This window comes from Pseudomonas fluorescens (genome assembly GCF_018614775.1).
In the GTDB taxonomy this organism is placed as follows: Bacteria; Pseudomonadota; Gammaproteobacteria; order Pseudomonadales; family Pseudomonadaceae; genus Aquipseudomonas; species Aquipseudomonas fluorescens_BY.
Genome location: NZ_JAGGOF010000008.1, coordinates 13,346 through 34,151, shown reverse-complemented (window position 1 = coordinate 34,151; position 20,806 = coordinate 13,346). Strand labels below are relative to the sequence as shown.

The 20,806-nt window shown below is 63.3% G+C and carries 20 protein-coding genes; 9 read left to right on the top strand and 11 right to left on the bottom strand.

All coding sequences use genetic code 11. The features are described 5' to 3' along the window. Window positions 1-46: 46 nt before the first annotated feature. From J7E36_RS02120 to gatC, 6 genes are all read right to left on the bottom strand, one after another. Window positions 47-421: a carboxymuconolactone decarboxylase family protein gene (locus tag J7E36_RS02120; protein WP_214999413.1), complete on the bottom strand. Its 375-nt coding sequence runs from the start codon at window positions 419-421 to the stop codon at window positions 47-49. Next, window positions 418-1,482 carry a calcium/sodium antiporter gene (locus J7E36_RS02115; RefSeq protein WP_214999448.1) on the bottom strand — a complete coding sequence of 355 codons (1,065 nt, stop codon included), beginning with the start codon at window positions 1,480-1,482 and terminating at the stop codon, window positions 418-420. Before J7E36_RS02115 ends, J7E36_RS02120 begins: the two co-directional genes overlap by 4 nt. A 48-nt stretch (window positions 1,483-1,530) precedes the next feature. Continuing rightward, on the bottom strand, window positions 1,531-1,908 hold the full coding sequence (locus J7E36_RS02110; RefSeq protein ID WP_214999411.1) for a septal ring lytic transglycosylase RlpA family protein: 378 nt from the start codon (window positions 1,906-1,908) through the stop codon (window positions 1,531-1,533). A gap of 132 nt (window positions 1,909-2,040) precedes the next feature. After that, a complete protein-coding gene (gatB, locus tag J7E36_RS02105; protein WP_214999409.1) occupies window positions 2,041-3,486 on the bottom strand; it encodes an Asp-tRNA(Asn)/Glu-tRNA(Gln) amidotransferase subunit GatB in 1,446 nt (481 codons plus the stop codon). Window positions 3,487-3,496: 10 nt separating this feature from the next. Beyond that, the gene (gene gatA, locus J7E36_RS02100) at window positions 3,497-4,948 is read right to left on the bottom strand and encodes an Asp-tRNA(Asn)/Glu-tRNA(Gln) amidotransferase subunit GatA (protein WP_214999407.1); all 1,452 of its coding nucleotides are present in this window, start codon (window positions 4,946-4,948) and stop codon (window positions 3,497-3,499) included. Between the two features lie 16 nt (window positions 4,949-4,964). After that, window positions 4,965-5,252 (bottom strand): Asp-tRNA(Asn)/Glu-tRNA(Gln) amidotransferase subunit GatC, encoded by a 288-nt coding sequence (gene gatC, locus J7E36_RS02095; protein WP_214999405.1) that lies wholly within the window; start codon window positions 5,250-5,252, stop codon window positions 4,965-4,967. A gap of 214 nt (window positions 5,253-5,466) precedes the next feature. Between gatC and mreB the strand changes: the two genes are divergently transcribed. The 8 genes from mreB to tldD all read left to right on the top strand — a co-directional run bounded on the left by mreB (window position 5,467) and on the right by tldD (window position 16,697). Beyond that, entirely contained in the window at window positions 5,467-6,504 is a 1,038-nt protein-coding gene (mreB, locus tag J7E36_RS02090) for a rod shape-determining protein MreB (protein ID WP_015093487.1), read from the top strand. Between the two features lie 138 nt (window positions 6,505-6,642). Then, window positions 6,643-7,764: a rod shape-determining protein MreC gene (mreC, locus tag J7E36_RS02085; protein ID WP_214999446.1), complete on the top strand. Its 1,122-nt coding sequence runs from the start codon at window positions 6,643-6,645 to the stop codon at window positions 7,762-7,764. Beyond that, window positions 7,761-8,246, top strand: coding sequence for a rod shape-determining protein MreD (gene mreD / locus J7E36_RS02080; protein WP_042730611.1), 486 nt, complete (start codon window positions 7,761-7,763; stop codon window positions 8,244-8,246). The genes mreC and mreD overlap by 4 nt, the downstream gene beginning before the upstream one ends. A gap of 30 nt (window positions 8,247-8,276) precedes the next feature. Continuing rightward, on the top strand, window positions 8,277-8,885 hold the full coding sequence (locus J7E36_RS02075; protein ID WP_214999403.1) for a Maf family protein: 609 nt from the start codon (window positions 8,277-8,279) through the stop codon (window positions 8,883-8,885). A 45-nt stretch (window positions 8,886-8,930) separates the two neighbouring features. Next, entirely contained in the window at window positions 8,931-10,388 is a 1,458-nt protein-coding gene (gene rng / locus J7E36_RS02070; RefSeq protein ID WP_214999401.1) for a ribonuclease G, read from the top strand. Between the two features lie 61 nt (window positions 10,389-10,449). After that, window positions 10,450-14,253 carry a YhdP family protein gene (locus J7E36_RS02065; protein WP_214999399.1) on the top strand — a complete coding sequence of 1,268 codons (3,804 nt, stop codon included), beginning with the start codon at window positions 10,450-10,452 and terminating at the stop codon, window positions 14,251-14,253. 132 nt (window positions 14,254-14,385) lie between these two features. Beyond that, window positions 14,386-15,249: a carbon-nitrogen hydrolase family protein gene (locus J7E36_RS02060; RefSeq protein WP_214999444.1), complete on the top strand. Its 864-nt coding sequence runs from the start codon at window positions 14,386-14,388 to the stop codon at window positions 15,247-15,249. Window positions 15,250-15,254: 5 nt separating this feature from the next. Then, window positions 15,255-16,697, top strand: a complete 1,443-nt coding sequence (gene tldD / locus J7E36_RS02055) for a metalloprotease TldD (protein WP_186710681.1) — start codon at window positions 15,255-15,257, stop codon at window positions 16,695-16,697. A gap of 45 nt (window positions 16,698-16,742) precedes the next feature. On the opposite strand, the gene yjgA is transcribed toward tldD, so the two are convergent. After that, on the bottom strand, window positions 16,743-17,267 hold the full coding sequence (gene yjgA, locus J7E36_RS02050; RefSeq protein ID WP_214999396.1) for a ribosome biogenesis factor YjgA: 525 nt from the start codon (window positions 17,265-17,267) through the stop codon (window positions 16,743-16,745). Window positions 17,268-17,374: 107 nt separating this feature from the next. On the opposite strand from yjgA, the gene pmbA reads away from it, so the two are divergent. Next, the gene (pmbA, locus tag J7E36_RS02045) at window positions 17,375-18,721 is read left to right on the top strand and encodes a metalloprotease PmbA (RefSeq protein WP_214999394.1); all 1,347 of its coding nucleotides are present in this window, start codon (window positions 17,375-17,377) and stop codon (window positions 18,719-18,721) included. 90 nt (window positions 18,722-18,811) lie between these two features. Here the strand turns inward: pmbA and J7E36_RS02040 are convergent, their stop codons facing one another. The 4 genes from J7E36_RS02040 to hpf are packed head-to-tail and all read right to left on the bottom strand — an operon-like array spanning window position 18,812 to window position 20,754. Further along, window positions 18,812-19,093, bottom strand: coding sequence for an HPr family phosphocarrier protein (locus J7E36_RS02040; protein ID WP_214999392.1), 282 nt, complete (start codon window positions 19,091-19,093; stop codon window positions 18,812-18,814). Between the two features lie 15 nt (window positions 19,094-19,108). Further along, entirely contained in the window at window positions 19,109-19,966 is an 858-nt protein-coding gene (rapZ, locus tag J7E36_RS02035; protein WP_214999390.1) for an RNase adapter RapZ, read from the bottom strand. Window positions 19,967-19,968: 2 nt separating this feature from the next. Further along, on the bottom strand, window positions 19,969-20,433 hold the full coding sequence (gene ptsN, locus J7E36_RS02030; protein WP_214999388.1) for a PTS IIA-like nitrogen regulatory protein PtsN: 465 nt from the start codon (window positions 20,431-20,433) through the stop codon (window positions 19,969-19,971). Between the two features lie 12 nt (window positions 20,434-20,445). Next, a complete protein-coding gene (hpf, locus tag J7E36_RS02025) occupies window positions 20,446-20,754 on the bottom strand; it encodes a ribosome hibernation-promoting factor, HPF/YfiA family (protein ID WP_003178005.1) in 309 nt (102 codons plus the stop codon). Window positions 20,755-20,806: the final 52 nt, after the last annotated feature.

The following is a 20,806-nucleotide window of genomic DNA, read 5'->3' as shown; positions in this document are numbered from 1 at the left end:
GGATAGGCGTGACACGTTCACGCCTGTGGTCGATTCCCGTCTATGCCTAAGGCTCGTACGCCTCGATCACTTCCTGCGCCGCCCGAAACGCATCGATCGCCGCCGGCACCCCGGCATACACCGCGCAATGCAGCAGCGCCTCACGAATCTCCTCCACCGTGCAACCGTTGTTCAGCGCCCCGCGCACGTGGCCCTTCAGTTCCTGCGGGCATTTGAGGGCGGTGAGGGCGGCGAGGGTGATCAGGCTGCGGGTCTTCAGCGGCAGGCCTTCGCGGCTCCAGACGCTGCCCCAGGCATGGTCGTTGACGAAGTCCTGCAAGGGCTGGGTGAAATCGGTGGCATTGCCCAGGGCGCGGTCGACGAATGCATCGCCCATGACCTGGCGACGCATGTCGAGGCCAGTCTTCGGAGTGTCGGTCATGGCAAATCCCTCTTGTGGTGTTGGCGGCGCCAGGCGCGCACGGAGGTGAACAACAAAAACGCGAGCAGGGCCGGCAGCACGTAGAACAGCATCAGTCGTTCCAGTAGACCGGCCAAGGGCATGCCGGTGGTGAACGACACCACGTGCAGCCCGTAGGCCAGGTACAGGCCCAGGAACAGCAGGCCTTCGGCGCGGGTAACGCGGTAGCCGGAATAGAACACGGGCAGGCACAACACGGCCACGCCGAGCATCACCGGCAAGTCGAAATCCAGGGCATTCGGCGAGACCGAAAGCGGCGTGGGTGCGATAAGGGCGGTCACCCCCAGCACCCCCAGCAGATTGAACAGGTTGCTGCCGATCACGTTGCCCACCGCAATATCGCGCTCGCCCCGCAGGGCGGCGATCAGCGACGTGGCAAGCTCCGGCAACGACGTGCTGACGGCAACAATGGTCAGGCCGATGATGCGCTCCGACAACCCGAGGTCCGTCGCCACTTCCACCGCAGCTCCCAGCAGCAGGTGCCCGGCGAAAATCAGCATCGCCAGGCCGAGCACGATCAGCGCCAGGCTCCTGGGCCAGGACATCCGAGCCGCCCTGTCGACGCCCGCCGCATGGGGGCGGGCCGAATGCCGGGATTGACGCAGCAGCAAACCCAAGTATGCCACCAGGGCCATCAGCAGCAACGTGCCGTCGAGGCGGGTCAGTTCTTCGTTCAAGGCCAGCACGAACACCAGCAGGCTGGCGCCGATCATCAGTGGGATGTCCAGGCGTACCAACTGACGTGAGACGCGCAACGGAATGATCAGCGCCGACAGCCCGAGGGTCACCAGGATGTTGAAGACGCTGCTGCCGATCACACTGCCCACGGCGATGTCGGCGTTTTGCGCCAGGGTCGCTTGCAGGCTGACGGCCATCTGCGGCGCGCTGCTGCCCATGGCGACGACGGTCAGGCCGATGATCAGCGGCCGCACCTGCAGCCGTGCCGCCAGGCCGATCGCGGCGCGCACCAGCAGCTCGGCACCGGCAATCAGCAACAGCAGGCCGCCGAACAGTTCGAGCAGGCTGAGCAGCGGTAGGGCGGTGAGTAGGGAAATGGCCGGACTCCGTTATCAATCGTCGAGGGCTTGCACGCGCACCCGCGCGGTGCCGGTGCGCAACATGCCCAGTTGCTCGGCCGCTTCGCGGGACACGTCGATCAAGCGCCCCCGAGTATACGGGCCGCGGTCATTGATGCGGACCACGACACTGTCATTGTTGCTCAGGTTGGTGATTTTCACCCGTGTGCCGAACGGCAACTGGCGATGGGCGGCCGTCAGGCTGTGCGGGTCGAAGCGCTCGCCGCTGGCGGTGCGCTTGCCGTGGTGCCTGGAGCCGTAATAAGAGGCGAGGCCGGTCTGGTCGTAGCCGTGTGGATCGACCGTCCCGCTCTGGCTGGCGCAACCGGCCAGCAGGGACAGCAGGGCGCAGGCGCCGAGCAGACGCTTCATTCTATGACCCCATGATCGTTCCCATGCTCTGCGTGGGAATGCAGCCCGTGACGCTCTGCGTCACAAAAGCGGACGCGGAGCGTCCAGTGAGGCGTTCCCACGCAGAGCGTGGGAACGATCACCGTCTGCAAGTCAGCCCTCGAGCTTGCTTTTCAGCAGTTCGTTGACCTGTTGCGGGTTGGCCTTGCCCTTGGAAGCTTTCATGGCCTGCCCGACGAAGAAGCCGAACATCTTGCCGCGCTTGGCTTCGTCTGCCGCACGGTATTGTTCGACCTGCTCGGCGTTGGCCGCGAGCATTTCATCGAGCACGGCGCTGATCGCCCCGGTGTCAGTGACTTGCTTCAAGCCGCGCTTTTCGATGATCTCGTCAGCGCTGCCTTCGCCGTTGGCCATGGCTTCGAACACCATCTTGGCGATCTTGCCGGAAATGGTGTTGTCCTTGATCCGCAGCAGCATGCCGCCCAGTTGCTCGGCCGACACCGGCGACTCGTCGATTTCCAGGCCTTGCTTGTTCAGCAGGCTGCCCAGTTCGACCATCACCCAGTTGGCCGCCAGCTTGGCGTCGCCGCCGATGCTCACGACCTTTTCGAAGTAGTCGGCCTGCTCGCGGCTGGTGGCCAGCACGTTGGCGTCGTAGCTCGACAGCCCGAACTGCGCCTGGAAACGCTCGCGTTTCTGCGGTGGCAGTTCTGGCAGAGTGGCGCGCACTTCATTGAGGAACGAATCCTCGATGACCACCGGCAGCAGGTCCGGGTCGGGAAAGTAGCGGTAGTCGTTGGCTTCTTCCTTGCTGCGCATCGGACGGGTTTCGTCCTTGTTCGGGTCGTACAGGCGGGTCTGCTGGATGACCTTGCCGCCGTCCTCGATCAGCTCGATCTGGCGCTGGATCTCGCTGTTGATTGCCTTCTCGATGAAGCGGAACGAGTTGACGTTCTTGATCTCGCAGCGGGTGCCGAACTCGACCTGGCCCTTGGGACGGATCGACACGTTGCAGTCGCAGCGCAGCGAACCTTCGGCCATGTTGCCGTCGCAGATGCCCAGGTAACGCACCAGCGCGTGGATCGCCTTGACGTAGGCCACGGCTTCCTTGGCGCTGCGCATGTCCGGTTCGGAGACGATTTCCAAGAGCGGCGTGCCGGCACGGTTCAGGTCGATGCCGGTGGCGCCGTTGAACTCTTCGTGCAGGCTCTTGCCAGCGTCTTCTTCCAGGTGCGCACGGGTGATGCCGACGCGCTTGACCGTGCCGTCTTCCAGGGCGATGTCCAGATGGCCCTTGCCGACAATCGGCAGTTCCATCTGGCTGATCTGGTAGCCCTTGGGCAGGTCCGGGTAGAAGTAGTTCTTGCGGGCGAACACGTTGTGCTGGCCGATCTCGGCGTCAATGGCCAAACCGAACATCACCGCCATGCGCACCGCTTCGGCGTTGAGCACCGGCAGCACGCCGGGCATGCCCAGATCGATCAGGCTGGCCTGGGTGTTGGGCTCGGAGCCGAACGTGGTGGAACTGCCGGAAAAGATTTTCGACCGGGTGGTGAGCTGGGTATGAATCTCCAGCCCGATCACGACTTCCCATTGCATGTGTTTCTCCTCAGAAGCCGGTTGGTGTGCGGGTGTGCCAGTCAGTGTGTAACTGATACTGATGGGCAACGTTCAACAGACGGCCTTCCTGGAAGTACGGCGCGAGCAACTGCACGCCCACCGGCAGGCCATCGACGAAACCGGCCGGCATGGACAGGCCCGGCAAACCGGCGAGGTTGGCGGTGATGGTGTAGACGTCTTCCAGGTACTCGGCGATCGGATCGCTGGTCTTGGCGCCGAGTTTCCAGGCCAGGTTCGGCGTGGTCGGGCCGAGGATGATGTCGACCTCGTTGAAGGCGGCCATGAAGTCGTTCTTCACCAGTCGGCGGATTTTCTGCGCCTTGAGGTAGTAGGCATCGTAGTAACCGGCGGACAGGGCGTAGGCCCCGACCATGATCCGACGCTGCACTTCGGCACCGAAACCTTCGCCACGGGAGCGCTTGTACAGATCGATCAGGTTTTGCGGGTTCTCGCAGCGATGGCCGAAGCGTACGCCGTCGAAACGCGACAGGTTCGAGGAGGCTTCCGCCGGGGCGATCACGTAGTACGCGGGAATGGCGTGCTGCATGTTCGGCAGGCTGATTTCCTTGATCACTGCGCCGAGCTTTTCCAGCGCTTTGATGCTGGTGTGGATCAGCTCGGCGATGCGCGGGTCGAGGCCGGCGCTGAAGTACTCCTTCGGCACGCCGATGCGCAGGCCTTGCAGCGAAGCGTTGAGGCCGGCGCTGTAGTCCGGCACCGGCTCATCGATGCTGGTGGAGTCGTTCGGGTCGAAGCCGGCCATGCCTTGCAGCAGGATCGCGCAGTCTTCGGCGGTGCGGGCCAGTGGGCCGCCCTGGTCGAGGCTCGATGCATAGGCAATCATGCCCCAGCGCGAAACGCGGCCGTAGGTCGGCTTGAGGCCGGTGAGGTTGGTGAACGCCGCCGGCTGGCGAATCGAGCCGCCGGTGTCGGTGGCGGTGGCGGCCGGCAGCAGGCGCGCGGCCACCGCAGCGGCGGAACCGCCGGACGAACCGCCCGGTACGTGTTCAAGGTTCCACGGGTTCTTCACCGCGCCGTAGTAGCTCGACTCGTTGGCCGAACCCATGGCGAATTCGTCCATGTTGGTCTTGCCCAGGGTCACGGCGCCGGCGGCGGCCAGCTTGGCGACCACGGTGGCGTCGTACGGGGCCTTGAAGTTGTCGAGCATCTTCGAGCCGCAGCTGGTGCGGATGCCCTGGGTGCAGAACAGGTCCTTGTGGGCAATCGGCGCGCCGAGCAGGGCGCCGCTTTCACCGGCTGCGCGGCGGGCATCGGCGGCCTTGGCCTGGCTCAGGGCCAGCTCCTCGGTGAGGCTGATGAAGCTGTTGAGTTGCGGATCGAGCTGGGCGATGCGCGCCAGCAGGACCTGGGTCAACTCTTCGGAAGAAAACGTTTTATCGGCGAGTCCGCGGGCGATCTCGGCCAGGGTCATGTGATGCATGAGAGGCTCTTTCCCTTTAGTCGATGACTTTCGGAACCAGGTACAGGCCGTTTTCGACCGCTGGTGCGATGGACTGGTAAGCCTCGCGATGATCGGATTCGGTCACGACGTCGGCGCGCAGGCGCTGGCTGGCTTCCAGTGGGTGGGCCAGCGGTTCGATACCGTCGGTATTGACCGCCTGCATCTCGTCGACCAGCCCCAGAATGCTGTTCAGGGCAGAAGTGATGTGTGGAAGATCGGCTTCATCGAGGCCCAGGCAGGCCAGATGAGCGATTTTTTCCACGTCGGAGCGTTCAAGCGCCATGGGATTCTCCAGTGGAAAACAGAACGGACGCAGTCTGTCCGTGTGTTAGATTGTCGGAACACTACCGCAGTTCTACGGGCTTACGGCCGCGATTTTAGGGTTTGGTGCGCAGAAAAGCGGCCAATTTAACATATTGGCGCCTTGCCCAAAATCCCTGTCGTTGTTAGAGTTTGCCGCACTTTTTTACCCACGCGTTGCCTAGGGTCCCTTTCCCATGTTCAAGAAACTGCGTGGCATGTTTTCCAGCGATCTTTCCATTGACCTGGGCACTGCCAACACCCTTATTTACGTGCGCGAGCGCGGTATCGTCCTGAATGAACCCTCGGTCGTGGCCATCCGCACCCACGGTAACCAGAAAAGTGTCGTGGCTGTCGGTACCGAAGCCAAGCGCATGCTGGGCCGTACACCGGGTAACATCGCAGCCATTCGCCCGATGAAGGACGGCGTGATCGCCGACTTCAGCGTCTGCGAAAAGATGCTGCAGTACTTCATCAACAAGGTTCACGAAAACAGTTTCCTGCAGCCCAGCCCTCGCGTGCTGATCTGCGTTCCATGCAAGTCCACCCAGGTGGAGCGTCGCGCCATCCGTGAATCGGCCCTTGGCGCCGGTGCCCGCGAAGTGTTCCTGATCGAAGAGCCGATGGCCGCCGCCATCGGTGCCGGCCTGCCGGTGGAAGAAGCCCGCGGTTCGATGGTCGTCGACATCGGTGGCGGTACCACTGAAATCGCGCTGATCTCCCTCAACGGTGTGGTCTACGCCGAATCCGTGCGGGTGGGCGGCGACCGTTTCGACGAAGCGATCATCACCTACGTGCGTCGCAACTACGGCAGCCTGATCGGCGAATCCACCGCCGAGCGCATCAAGCAGGAAATCGGCACGGCCTACCCGGGCGGCGAAATACGTGAAGTCGACGTGCGCGGCCGCAACCTGGCCGAAGGCGTTCCTCGCGCATTCACCCTGAACTCCAACGAAGTCCTGGAGGCTCTGCAGGAGTCCCTGGCGACGATCGTTCAGGCTGTGAAAAGCGCCCTGGAGCAGTCGCCGCCGGAACTGGCGTCCGACATCGCCGAGCGTGGCCTGGTGCTGACCGGTGGTGGCGCGCTGTTGCGTGACCTCGACAAACTGCTGGCCCAGGAAACCGGCCTGCCGGTGATCGTTGCCGAGGACCCGCTGACCTGCGTGGCCCGTGGCGGCGGCCGAGCCCTGGAAATGATGGACAAACACACCATGGACCTGCTTTCCAGCGAATAAGCCTTGCTGGTTAGTCTATGTTGTTCGCTCCGGGCAGCACTTTGCAGTGCTGCCCGTTGGCGTTTATCTTGTCATTCGACTCCAGGCCGGTTTGATGCCGTATGAATAAAGAGAACATTTGCCTGGGAGGAGCGGCCTATTAAACCGCTTTTTGCCAAAGGCCCCTCATTGGGTGTGCGCCTGCTGGTGCTGGCCGTTCTATCGGTCGCGCTGATGGTGGTCGATGCCCGTTTCACGCTGCTCAAGCCTGTGCGCAGCCAGATGTCGCTGGTGTTGATGGAGTCCTACTGGATCACCGACCTGCCGCAGCGCTTGTGGCAGGGTGTGGCCAGCCAGTTTGGCAGCCGCACCGAACTGGTCGCCGAAAACGAAAAACTCAAGACCGAAAACCTGCTGCTGCAGGGGCGCATGCAGAAACTGGCGGCCCTCACCGAGCAGAACGTAAGGTTGCGCGAGCTGCTCAACTCCTCCGCGCTGGTCAACGAGAAGGTCGAAGTGGCCGAGTTGATCGGCATGGACCCCAACCCCTTTACTCACCGCATCCTCATCAACAAAGGCGAGCGCGACGGTGTGGTCCTCGGCCAGCCGGTGCTCGACGCCCGTGGCCTGATGGGCCAGGTGGTGGAGTTGATGCCTTACACGTCCCGCGTACTGCTGCTGACCGACACCACCCACAGCATTCCGGTGCAGGTCAACCGCAACGGCCTGCGCGCCATTGCCAGCGGCACCGGCAACCCGGAGCGTCTGGAACTGCGCCACGTGGCCGACACTGCCGACATCAAGGAAGGCGACCTGCTGGTCAGCTCCGGCCTCGGCCAGCGCTTCCCGGCCGGTTACCCAGTGGCGACAGTCAAGGAAGTCATCCATGATTCCGGCCAGCCGTTCGCCATCGTCCGCGCCGTGCCGACCGCCGCGCTGAACCGCAGCCGCTACCTGCTGCTGGTGTTCAGCGACAACCGCACGCCGGAAGAACGCGCCAACGAAGCCGCCGTGGCCCAGGAAGCCCAGGACCGCCAGGGCAATGAGTCGGCTGCCTCAAGCGCGCCGGTGCCGGCCACCGTGCCCAAGCCAGTGGCTGCAGCGGTTGCACCGGCCGCGCCAACGACGCCAGCCGCCACGGCGCCGGTCGCGACCCCGGCCCGGTCGACCAGTCATGCGCCGGCGACACAGCATGCCCGGCCCGCGGCCAAGCCACCCGCCGCCGCGCCGGCCGTTGCCCCGGCCGCCGCACCTGCCACCAGGGGAGCACGAGAAGAATGAGCAGTAAATCCGGTAACGGCTGGATGGTCTGGCTGACCTTCGCCATCGGCCTGCTGCTCAGCGTTTCGCCGCTGCCGCAGTTCATGGAAATCCTGCGGCCGCTGTGGCTGGCCCTGTTGCTGGCATTCTGGGCGCTGGCCTTGCCGCATAAGGTCGGGATGGTCACCGCGTGGTGCCTGGGCCTGGCCGAGGACGTGCTCTATGGCACGCTGCTGGGCCAGAACGCACTGATCCTGACGTTGATTACTTTCCTGGTGCTGTCGCTGCAACAACGCTTGCGGATGTTCCCCATGTGGCAGCAGTGCCTGGTGATCCTGGTGATCTTCGGCCTGGCGCAGCTGGTACAGCTGTGGCTCAGCGCATTGACCGGCAATCGCCAGCCGACGCTGGCGCTGGTACTGCCGGCCCTGGTCAGCGCGTTGCTCTGGCCCTGGGTCAGCTTCGGTTTGCGTGGCTTGCGCCTGCGTTTCAAAATCAACTGATTCGTTCGGGTTTGAGCGGGAGATGTCTTGATGAAACCGCTTTACCTCGCCTCAGGCTCGCCGCGCCGGCGTGAACTGCTCACGCAGATCGGCGTGCGCTTTACCGCCATCAATGCGGACATCGACGAAACTCCCCTGGATCAAGAAAGCCCATCGGCCTATGTCGAGCGCCTGGCCTGCGGCAAAGCCGAGGCCGGGCGACGGGCGTTGCCCACCGAGGCGGATGGCTGTGTATTGGGCGCCGACACGGCGGTGGTGCTGGATGGACAGATTCTCGGCAAGCCGCTGGATCAGTCTGACGCCCTGGCGATGCTCATGAGCCTGTCCGGACGCGAGCATGAAGTCCTGACCGCCATTGCCGTGCTGGAAGGCCAGCGCTGCGAATCCCGGGTGGTTCGCAGCCGGGTGCGCTTTCGCGCCATCAGCGAGCCGGAAGCGGCGGCCTATTGGGCCAGTGGCGAGCCCCGGGACAAGGCCGGCGGCTATGGCATCCAGGGCCTGGGCGCGGTGTTCGTCGCCGCGCTTGAGGGCAGCTATTCTGCGGTGGTTGGCTTGCCGCTGTGCGAAACCGCGCAACTGTTGGGTGATTTCGGCATACCCTGTTGGCAATCCCTTGAGCGCGCCCCGGGCGCCGTCTGACTTGATGCGGCCATAATCGTGAACATGCCTGAACGAGACCCTGCCATGAGTGAAGAGATCCTGATCAACATCACGCCGATGGAATCGCGCGTGGCGGTGGTTGAAAACGGCGTGTTGCAAGAAGTTCACGTCGAACGCACGCAAAAGCGCGGCATCGTCGGCAATATCTACAAAGGCAAGGTGGTCCGGGTATTGCCGGGCATGCAGGCGGCATTCGTGGACATCGGCCTGGACCGCGCGGCATTCATCCATGTGTCGGAAATCTCCATGCGCGAAGGGCCGGCGGTGGAGAGCATCAGCGCGCTGGTCCATGAGGGGCAAAGCCTGGTGGTGCAGGTCACCAAGGACCCCATCGGTTCCAAAGGCGCGCGCCTGACCACGCAACTGTCGATTCCGTCGCGCTACCTGGTGTACATGCCGCGCACGGCCCATGTCGGCATCTCGCTGAAAATCGAAGACGAAGCCGAGCGCGACCGCCTGAAGAAAGTGGTCAGCGACTGCGTGGAAAAAGAAGGCATCAAGGAGGCCGGCGGTTTCATCCTGCGCACTGCTGCCGAAGGGGCCGGAGCCGATGAAATCCTGATGGACATCCGCTACCTGCGTAGGCTCTGGGACCAGATCGACGCGCAGATCAAGACCATCGCCACCCCCAGCGTGATCTACGAAGACCTGGGCCTGGCGTTGCGAACCCTGCGCGACCTGGTCAGCCCGAAGATCGAGAAGATCCGCATCGATTCCCGGGAAACGTTCCAGAAGACCACGCAGTTCGTGGCCGAGCTGATGCCGGAAATCGCCGACCGTCTCGAACATTACCCTGGCGAGCGGCCGATCTTCGACTTGTACGGCGTCGAGGACGAAATCCAGAAAGCCCTGGAACGCAAAGTGCCGCTCAAGTCCGGTGGTTATCTGGTCGTCGATCCGGCCGAAGCCATGAGCACCATCGACGTCAACACCGGTGCATTCGTCGGCCACCGCAACCTCGAAGAAACCATCTTCAAGACCAACCTGGAAGCCGCTACCGCCATCGCCCGGCAACTGCGCCTGCGCAACCTGGGCGGGATCATCATCATCGACTTCATCGACATGGAGGATGAAGAGCACCAGCGCCAGGTGCTGCGGACCTTGGAAAAACAGCTGGAGCGCGATCACGCCAAGACCAACATCATCGGCATCACCGAGCTGGGCCTGGTGCAGATGACCCGCAAGCGTACCCGCGAAAGCCTTGAGCAGGTGCTCTGCGAACCCTGCAGCAGTTGCCAGGGGCGGGGCAAGTTGAAGACCCCGGAAACCGTGTGTTACGAAATCTTCCGCGAAATCCTCCGCGAAGCGCGCGCTTACCAGGCCACCGGCTATAGAGTGTTGGCGAACCAGAAAGTGGTTGATCGCCTGCTCGATGAAGAGTCGGGCAACGTCGCCGAGCTGGAAGCCTTTATCGGTCGTACGATTCGGTTCCAGGTAGAAACCATGTATTCCCAGGAACAATACGACGTGGTGTTGCTCTGAAGGGCCTGGGAAGCGGCGAGACCGCAGATGTGCTTATTTTTTTGCCGGGGAGGCCACTGACATGGAGCGTCTGACGCGCTTTTTGGCTGCGCTGACCCGTTGGGGGCTGGGCCTGTGTGCGTTGCTGCTGGTGCTGTTGGCGTTGTATGTCAGCCTCGGTCGCGAGCTGGTTCCGCTGGTCGCTGAATACCGCGCCGAGGTTGAAAGCCGGGCCGGACAAGCCCTGGGCCTGCCGGTGCACATCGGCAGTCTGGAAGGTGGCTGGAGTGCGCTGGCGCCGATCCTGGCCGCGCACGACGTGGTGGTCGGCGACGGGCCGAACGCCTTGCACCTGGACCAGGTCCGGGCGGTGCCTGATGTGTGGGGCAGCCTGGTAGCGCGTCAGCTGCGCATTGCTCACCTGGAACTCAGCGGCCTGAAAATCAGCCTCAAGGAGGGTGCCGACGGCAAGTGGGCCCTCGAAGGCCTGCCGGTGCAGGACGATCAGCCGCTTGATCCGCAGCAGGTGCTGGATCGCATGCAAGTGGTGACCCTGCTGTCGGTACTCGATAGCCAGGTCACCCTGCAACCCCTTGAACACCCCCCGCTGACCCTGACCTACGTCGGCCTGAGCCTGCGCACCGGCGCCACCCGCCAGCGTCTCGACGCACGCCTGACCCTGCCCGACGGCCAGCCCGTGGCGATCAACCTGCGGACCCGCCTGCGCGCCAGCGATTGGAAGAATGGCGAGGCCGATGCCTACCTGAGCCTGCCGCAAAGCGACTGGTCCAGATGGCTGCCGAAACGCCTGACCGGTCAATGGAATGTGGCCCAGCTCCAGGCCGGCGGCGAGTTCTGGCTCAGCTGGGGCGCGGGCACGGTGCAAAGCGCGGCCATGCGCCTGAACGCGCCGCAACTCCAGGGTGCCTATGCCGAGCGCAAGCCCGTACAAATCCACAACCTGGCCCTCAACGGCTATTTCCAGCGCGGCAGCCAGGGGTTCACCGCAACGTTCGATTCCCTGGCGATGAATCTGGGGGAAACCCGCTGGGAATCGCGGCTGGTGTTGCAGCAGAGCAACGCCACCGAGCAGGCTGAAGAACGCTGGCATGTGCAGGCCGACCGCCTCGACCTGACGCCGCTGACGCCGTTGCTCAATGCCCTGGCGCCGCTGCCCGAAGGCGTGGCGACGGTCGTCGACCGGCTCAAGGTGACCGGTAGCCTGCGCAATGTGCTGCTCGATTACCGGCCGCAGAACACCGGTGACCAGAAAATCAGCTTTGCCACCAACCTCGACACCGTGGGCTTTGATGCCTATCACGGTGCCCCGGCTGCGCGAAACGTCTCGGGCAGCCTCAGCGGCGACCTGGGCGGCGGTGAGTTGCGCATGGACAGCAAGGATTTTTCCCTGCACCTGGACCCGATCTTCGCCAAGCCCTGGCAATACCTGCAAGCCAACGCCCGGCTGACCTGGAAGCTCGACAAGCAAGGCTTCACCCTGATCGCGCCGTACCTGAAGGTGCTGGGCGAGGAAGGCCGGATTGCCGGTGATTTCCTGATCCGCCTGCATTTCGATCACAGCCAGGAAGATTACATGGACCTGCGGGTCGGCCTGCTGGACGGCGATGGGCGCTACACCGCCAAGTACCTGCCGGCGGCCCTCAGCCCGGCGCTGGATGAGTGGCTGCGCACCGCTATCGTCAAGGGCGCGGTGGACCAGGGCTTCTTCCAGTACCAAGGCTCGCTGAACCGCGGCGCCGAGGATGCGGCGCGCAGCATCAGCCTGTTCTTCAAGGTGCATGACGCCGAGCTGGCGTTCCAGCCGGGCTGGCCCTCGGTCAGCAAGGTCAGCGGCGATGTCTTTGTCGAAGACAGCGGCGTGCGTATTTTCGCCAGTCAGGGGCAGTTGCTCGATACCCGGGTCAAGGATGTTGCGGTGAGTATCCCCCACGCACCGAGCGGGCAAAGTGCTCATCTGCTGCTGGACAGCGGATTCGCCGGCGGCCTGGGCGACGGTTTGAAAATTCTCCAGACGGCACCCATCGGCACGGCCGAGACCTTCGCCGGTTGGGAAGGCGAGGGCGATCTGCAAGGCAGCCTGAAGCTCGATATCCCGCTGGCCAAGGGCGAGCAACCGAAGATCCTGGTGGACTTCGCCATCGACAAGGCCCGGTTGAAACTCAGCGAGCCGGTGCTGGAGCTGACCCAGCTCAAGGGTGATTTGCGCTTCGATAGTCATAAAGGCCTGAGTGGCAAGGGGATCAGCGCCCGCGCATTCGACCGGCCCGTGACGGCGCAGATTTTTGCCGAGGGCCGTGCCGGCGCGCTTAACACGCGGGTCGCTGCGTCCGGGCAAGTGGACGTCAAGAACCTCACCAGTTGGCTGAATGTTACCCAATCGTTGCCGGTCTCCGGCGTGATTCCGTACCAGTTGCAGGTGATCCTGGACGGGGCCGACAGCCAGTTGTCGGTCAACTCCAGCCTCAAGGGTGTGGCGGTGGACCTGCCGGCGCCTTTTGGCATGGCCGCCGATGTCGGGCGCGACACGGTATTTCGCATGACCCTGCAAGGGCCGGAACGGCGTTATTGGGTGAGGTATGGCGACCTGGCCAGTTTCACCTACGCCGCGCCGAGCGGGAAAACAGCTGAGGGGCGTGGCGAGCTGTTGCTGGGCGCGGGCGAGGCGGTGTTGCCCGGCGCCAGGGGGTTGCGATTGCGCGGAACCTTGCCGGAGCTGGACGTGAGCCCCTGGCAGGACCTGGCGAGCAAATACGCCGGGCAAGATCCGGGCGGCAGTGCCAAGCAATTGCTCAGCAGTGTCGACCTGACCGTTGGCAAGCTGACGGCCATGGGTACCACCCTGGACCAGGCTTCGGTGCAGCTCGATCGCAAGCCGGACGCCTGGGGCTTGCGCCTCGACAGCCAGCAGGCCAAGGGTAATGTCAGCCTGCCGGATGCCAAGGCCGCACCGATTGGGATCAAGCTCGATTACGTACGCCTGCCGGCCGTGGACCCGACGGTCCAGGCCGATGAAAATGCACCGGACCCGCTGGCCTCGGTCGACCCTACCCGAATCCCGGCCATGGATATTGCCATCGACCAGTTGTTCCAGGGGCCCGATCTTGTCGGCGCGTGGTCGTTGAAAGTGCGTCCGACCGCCAAGGGCATCGCGCTGAACAACCTGGACATGGGCCTCAAGGGCATGGTCTTGAACGGCAGTGCCGGCTGGGAAGGCGCGCCCGGTTCCACCAGCAGCTGGTACAAGGGCCGCATCAGCGGTAAAAACCTCGCCGACGTACTCAAGGGCTGGGGATTCGCGCCGAGCGTGACCAGCCAGGAATTCCGCCTGGACGTCGATGGCCGCTGGCCCGGCTCGCCGGCGTGGGTCGCCACCAAGCGTTTTTCCGGCAGCCTCGATGCGTCACTGAGCAAAGGACAATTCGTCGAAGTCGAAGGCAGCGCCCAGGCGCTGCGGGTCTTTGGCCTGCTGAACTTCAACTCCATCGGCCGGCGTTTGCGTCTGGACTTCTCCGACCTGTTCGGCAAGGGCCTGAGCTATGACCGGGTCAAGGGATTGCTGGTGGCGAGCAACGGTGTGTACGTGACCCGTGAGCCGATTACCCTGACGGGGCCGTCCAGCAACCTGGAACTCAATGGCACGCTGGACATGGTCGCCGATCGGGTCGACGCCAAGCTGTTGGTCACCCTGCCGGTGACCAACAACCTGCCGATCGCCGCGCTGATCGTCGGTGCACCGGCGGTGGGCGGGGCGCTGTTCTTGATCGACAAGCTGATCGGCGACCGCGTGGCACGCTTCGCCAGCGTAAGATACGACGTCAAGGGGCCGTGGAAGGAGCCGAAGATCACCTTCGACAAGCCTTTTTAATGGCTTACGAGAACCCTTGTGGGAGCGAGCCTGCTCGCGATGGCAGTGTGTCTGTAGTCGAAGCGTGGACTGATCCACCGCTATCGCAAGCAGGCTCGCTCCCACAGGGAAAGACAGATGAGGGGAATCACCATGCCAGTCGCCGTGATTCAAATGGTCAGCCAGAGCGACGTCTTCGCCAACCTGGCACGGGCCCGTGTGCTCTTGGAACAAGCTGCCGCTGGCGGCGCAAGGCTGGCGGTGCTGCCCGAGAATTTCGCGGCCATGGGCTGGCGGGACGTCGCTGCCCTCGGTCGCGCCGAAGCCATTGGTCAGGGGCCGATCCTGCCCTGGTTGAAACAGGTCGCCCGCGACCTCAGGTTATGGATTGTCGCCGGCACACTGCCGTTGCCGCCTGTGGATAGTCCCGAGGCCAAGGTCCATGCCTGCTCGCTGCTGGTCGATGATCAGGGCGAGATCGTGGCGCGCTACGACAAGCTGCACCTGTTCGACGTGGATGTGGCGGACAATCGCGGGCGCTACCGCGAGTCGGACGACTATGCTTATGGCGCCAATGTGGTGGTCGCCGATACACCGGTGGGCCGGGTTGGCTTGACGGTCTGCTACGACTTGCGTTTCCCGGAGCTCTACAGCGAACTGCGGGCGGCCGGGGCCGAACTGATCACGGCGCCTTCGGCGTTTACCGCCGTGACGGGCTTCGCCCATTGGGAGGTACTGATTCGCGCCCGGGCCATTGAAACCCAGTGCTATGTGCTGGCTGCCGCCCAGGGCGGTGTACACCCGGGGCCCCGGGAGACGTTCGGGCATGCCGCGATTGTCGACCCGTGGGGCCGCGTGCTGTCACAACAGGATCAAGGCGAGGCCGTGCTGTTGGCCGAGCGCGACAGCGGCGAACAGGCGTCCATCCGGGCGCGCATGCCGGTGGAAAGCCATCGGCGCTTTTTCTCGCAGGGCGCTCGACAGCGGCCTGTCCAAGACGACGAATTCAAGGCGTAAAACATATGAGCGGGTTGTTGTCCTCAGTCAGTGAACACCTTCTAGCCCCCGGTGGCGTGACCCTCGAAAGCCTGCAAGGCGTGCTGGGCGACCTGGCCGGGCCGGGCATCGATGCGGCCGACCTGTATTTCCAGGGCCAGATCTCCGAGTCGTGGTCTTTGGAAGACGGCATCGTCAAGGAGGGCAGCTTCAACCTCGACCAAGGCGTGGGCGTGCGTGCCCAGTCCGGGGAAAAAACCGGCTTTGCCTACAGCAACGCCATCACCCTCGAAGCCCTGGGCGCCGCTGCCCGCGCTGCCCGTTCGATTTCCCGGGCCGGCCAGAACGGCACGGTCCAGGCCTTCAGCAGCCAGGACGTGGCGCAGTTGTATGCGCCAGACAACCCGCTGGAAGTCATGAGCCGTGCCGAAAAGGTCGAACTGCTCAAGCGCATCGACGTGGCCACCCGTGCCCTCGATCCGCGTATCCAGCAGGTGTCGGTGAGCATGGCCGGGGTCTGGGAGCGGATTCTGGTCGCTTCCACTGATGGCGGCCTGGCGGCGGACGTGCGGCCATTGGTGCGTTTCAACGTCAGCGTGATCGTCGAGCAGAACGGTCGCCGTGAGCGCGGCGGTCACGGCGGTGGCGGGCGCACCGATTACCGTTATTTCCTCAGCGAAGACCGTGCCATGGGCTATGCCCGCGAAGCGCTGCGCCAGGCGCTGGTCAACCTGGAAGCCATCCCGGCCCCGGCGGGCACCTTGCCGGTGGTGTTGGGCTCCGGCTGGTCCGGCGTGCTGCTGCACGAAGCCGTGGGCCATGGCCTGGAAGGCGACTTCAACCGCAAGGGCAGTTCAGCCTACAGCGGCCGCATGGGCGAAATGGTCGCCTCGAAACTCTGCACCATTGTCGATGACGGCACCCTCGCCGGGCGTCGTGGCTCCCTGAGCGTTGACGATGAAGGTACCCCGACGGAGTGCACCACGCTGATCGAAAACGGCGTGCTCAAGGGTTACATGCAAGACAAACTCAACGCTCGCTTGATGGGCGTGGCCCGCACCGGCAATGGTCGCCGCGAGTCCTACGCGCACCTGCCGATGCCGCGCATGACCAACACCTACATGCTGGGCGGCCAAAGCGATCCGGCGGAGATCATCGCTTCGGTGAAGAAAGGCATCTACTGCGCCAACCTCGGCGGCGGCCAGGTGGACATCACCAGCGGCAAATTCGTCTTCTCCACCAGCGAGGCCTACCTGATCGAAGACGGCAAGATCACCGCACCGGTCAAGGGTGCGACCCTGATCGGCAACGGACCGGAAGCGATGAGCAAAGTGTCGATGGTCGGTAACGACCTGTCGCTGGACAGCGGTGTGGGTACATGCGGCAAGGATGGGCAATCGGTGCCGGTAGGCGTCGGCCAGCCAACCTTGAAGATCGATGCGATTACCGTGGGTGGCACGGGCGCATGACAGGAGCATCGGGTGGAGTGCGAAACCTCCACCCGCGTACGTGACTCAGCGCAGACCGCGTTGAGTCTCGTCCAGCTCACGGATGTACTTGAAGATTTTACGGCTCGAGGCCGGTGGCTTGTTCTGCGCCACTTCGTGCTGGGCCTGACGGATCAGGGAGCGCAGTTGCTGGCGATCGGCCTCCGGGTAGTCGATGACGAATTTTTCCAGGGTGCCGTCGTCGCCTGCGATCAAACGATCGCGCCAGCGTTCCAGGCCATGGAAGCGTTCGTTGTACTGCCGGGTGGAGGCGTCGAGTTGATCGAGCAGCACCAGGATGGCGTCCGTGTCCTGGTCGCGCATCAGTTTGCCGATGAATTGCAGGTGCCGTTTACGCGCGATATTCGCGGTGTGCTTGGGCGCATCGGCCAGGGCCCGGCGCAACGCGTCGGTCAGGGGCAGTTTGGCCAGCAAGTCAGGCTTGAGTGTTGTCAGGCGCTCGCCGAGGTCAACCAGAGCATGCAGCTCGCGTTTGACCTGGGATTTGCTTTTTTCACCCTCATAGAGGGAGTCGTCGTAAGAATCAACCATGGTGGCAGTCCGCAAAGAAACGCCGCCATGATAACCAGTCGGGGGCCGCTTGTCCGGCCCGGTCGCTCGAAGGCCTTACCGAAAGCAGAATTTGATGGAGAAAACCAATGAGTGCAGTTCAGAGTGTCGGCCCGCAAGCGTTGCCGGCCCTGCAGGAACAGGTCGAGCAGATCCTCGCCGAGGCCAAGCGCCAGGGCGCCTGTGCCTGTGAAGTGGCGGTGTCGTTGGAGCAGGGCTTGTCGACATCAGTACGCCAGCGCGAGGTGGAAACCGTCGAGTTCAATCGCGACCAGGGTTTCGGCATCACCTTGTACGTCGGCCAGCGCAAGGGGTCGGCCAGTACCTCGGCGAGCGGCCCGGACGCCATTCGGGAAACCGTCGCTGCGGCACTGGCGATTGCCCAGCACACCTCCGAAGACGAGGCCTCCGGCCTGGCCGATGCCGCACTGATGTGCAAGGAGCAGCGGGACTTTGACCTGTTCCACGCCTGGGACATCACCCCTGAACAGGCCATTGAGCAGGCGCTGCGTTGCGAAGCGGCGGCGTTCGAGGCCGATGCGCGAATCAAGAACGCCGATGGCACGACACTCAACACCCACCAGGGCTGTCGCGTCTATGGGAACAGCCACGGGTTCATCGGCGGCTATGCCTCGACGCGCCATAGCCTCAGCTGCGTGATGATTGCCGAAGCCAATGGCCAGATGCAGCGCGATTATTGGTACGACGTGAGCCGCCAGGGCACCTTGCTGGCAGACCCGGTGAGCATCGGCCGGAAAGCCGCCCAACGAGCGGCCAGCCGCCTGGGCGCACGGCCGGTGCCGACCTGCGAAGTGCCGGTGCTGTTTTCCGCCGAGCTGGCCGGTGGGCTGTTTGGCAGCTTCCTGTCGGCGGTGTCCGGCGGCAACCTGTACCGCAAATCGTCGTTCCTGGAAGGCGCTCTGGGCCAGAAACTGTTCCCGGAATGGATGACCATCGACGAACGTCCGCACCTGATGCAAGCCATGGGCAGCTCGGCGTTCGACGGCGATGGCCTGGCGACCTACGCCAAGCCATTCGTGGAGGACGGTGAGCTGGTGTCCTACATCCTCGGCACCTATTCGGGCCGCAAGCTCGGCATGCCGAGCACCGCCAATGCCGGTGGCGTGCACAACCTGTTCGTGACCCATGGCGAAGAAGACCAGGCCGCTCTGCTGCGGCGGATGGGCCGGGGCCTGTTGGTGACTGAGTTGATGGGCCATGGCCTGAACATGGTCACCGGGGACTATTCCCGTGGCGCGGCAGGTTTCTGGGTCGAGAATGGCGAGATCCAGTTCCCGGTCCAGGAAGTGACCATCGCCGGTAACATGCGCGACATGTTCAAGCAGATCGTTGCCGTGGGGAACGACCTGGAACTGCGCAGCAACATCCGCACCGGTTCGGTGCTGATCGAGCGGATGACAGTGGCAGGTAGCTGATCTTCATCGGATAAAAAGCTGTGGGAGCAAAGCTTGCTCCCACAAGTCTCGGGCCACAAAAGCCAGTCTCAAGTCGACATGGCAGGGGGGTTATTCACCTTCGTCGAAATAGTTGTTGATCAAGGCCTCCAGGGCGTCCATCGCTTCCTGTGCCTCTTCGCCTTCAGTTTCCAGGTAAATCGTTGTGCCCTTGCCCGCAGCGAGCATCATCATGGCCATGATGCTCTTGCCGTCGATCATGGTTTCGGTTTCGGGCGCCCGTCCGACGCGGATGGTCGTTTCCTTGAACCGGCCCGCCACGCCGACAAACTTGGCGGAAGCCCGGGCGTGCAAGCCCAGCTTGTTGATGATTTCTATTTCCCGAGCAGGCATCGCGATGTGAATCCTTTAGCTGAGGTCGCGGTGGCGAACCTGGACATTCTTCAGGGATTGTTGCAGGAGCTGACCCAGGCGTTCGGTCAGGTAGACGGAGCGGTGATGACCACCGGTGCAGCCAATGGCAATCGTGACGTAGGCACGGCTGCTCGCGGCAAAGCGGGGCAACCACTTGAGCAGGTAGCTGGAAATGTCCTGGTACATCTCCTCGACATCCGGCTGTGCGGCCAGGTAGTCGATCACCGGCTGGTCGAGCCCGGACTGCTCGCGCAATTCCGGTTTCCAATAAGGGTTGGGCAGGCAGCGCACATCGAACACCAGGTCGGCGTCCACGGGCATGCCGCGTTTGAAACCGAACGATTCCACCAGAAACGCCGTGCCTGGCTCCGGCTGGTTCAGCAGGCGCAACTTGATGGTGTCGCGCAACTGATACAGGTTAAGGTGCGTGGTATTGACCTTCAGGTCGGCCAGGTCGGCGATCGGCCCCAGCAACTGGGTTTCATCCTCGATGGCTTCGGCCAAAGAGCGATTGGCGTTGCTCAGCGGATGACGCCGGCGGGTTTCGGAAAAACGCTTGAGCAGGGTTTCTTCGTCGGCATCCAGGTACAGGACATCGCACTGGATATGCCGGCTGCGCACCTCTTCGAGCAGTGCCGGGAAACGCGACAGATGACTGGGCAGGTTGCGCGCGTCGATGGACACCGCCACCAGCGGCTGCGCCAGCTCCGTATGGATCAGCGCACGCTCGGCCAGTTCCGGCAGCAGGCCGGCGGGCAGGTTGTCGATGCAATAGTAGCCACTGTCTTCAAGTACGTTGAGGGCCGTGCTTTTACCGGAGCCGGAGCGACCACTGACGATGATCATGCGCATGTTTAATGACCGTTCTGCTCGTCCAGGACAACCTGATACAAGGCGTCGTTACTCGGTGCGCTGCGCAGTTTTTCGCGCACTTCCTTGCGATCCAGCATGCTGGCAATCTGGCGCAGCAGCTCAAGGTGCGCATCGGTCGCCGCCTCTGGTACCAGCAGTACGAACAGCAGGTCGACCGGGGCGCCGTCGATGGCGTCAAAATCAATAGCCGCTTCAAGGTGCAGCAGCGCGCTGATCGGCGAGGCGCATCCTTTCAGGCGGCAGTGGGGAATGGCGATGCCGTTGCCAAAACCGGTGGAACCGAGTTTTTCACGGGCAACCAGGGCCTCGAATACGTCCTGCATCTCCAGATCCGGTACTTCACGGTGGATCAGGTTGGCAATTTGTTCGAGGGCTTTTTTCTTACTGCCGCCCGGCGCGTTCACCAGGGAACGGCCGGGGGTCAGGATGGTTTCTAGTCGGATCATGGATTGGGGGGGTTAACGACCGGTGGCGCCCTGGAGGAGGCTCTGGGTCTTTTCCTTATGCTTTTTGAGTTGGCGATCCAGCTTGTCGGTCAGCAGGTCAATCGCGGCATACATGTCTGTGTGCTCCGCATTGGCAACCACCTCTCCGCCGGGAATATGCAACGTGGCTTCGATTTTCTGCAGCAGCTTCTCGACGTTCATCGTGACCTGCACGTTGGTGATCTTGTCGAAATGCCTTTCCAATCGGTCGAGTTTTTCGCCGATGTAGGTCCGCAGGGGTTCGGTCACTTCCAATTGGTGTCCACTGATGTTGACTTGCATACAGCTTCTCCTTCGTTGCCAGTGCATAAAGCGGCAGGCAGAAATGCCTACC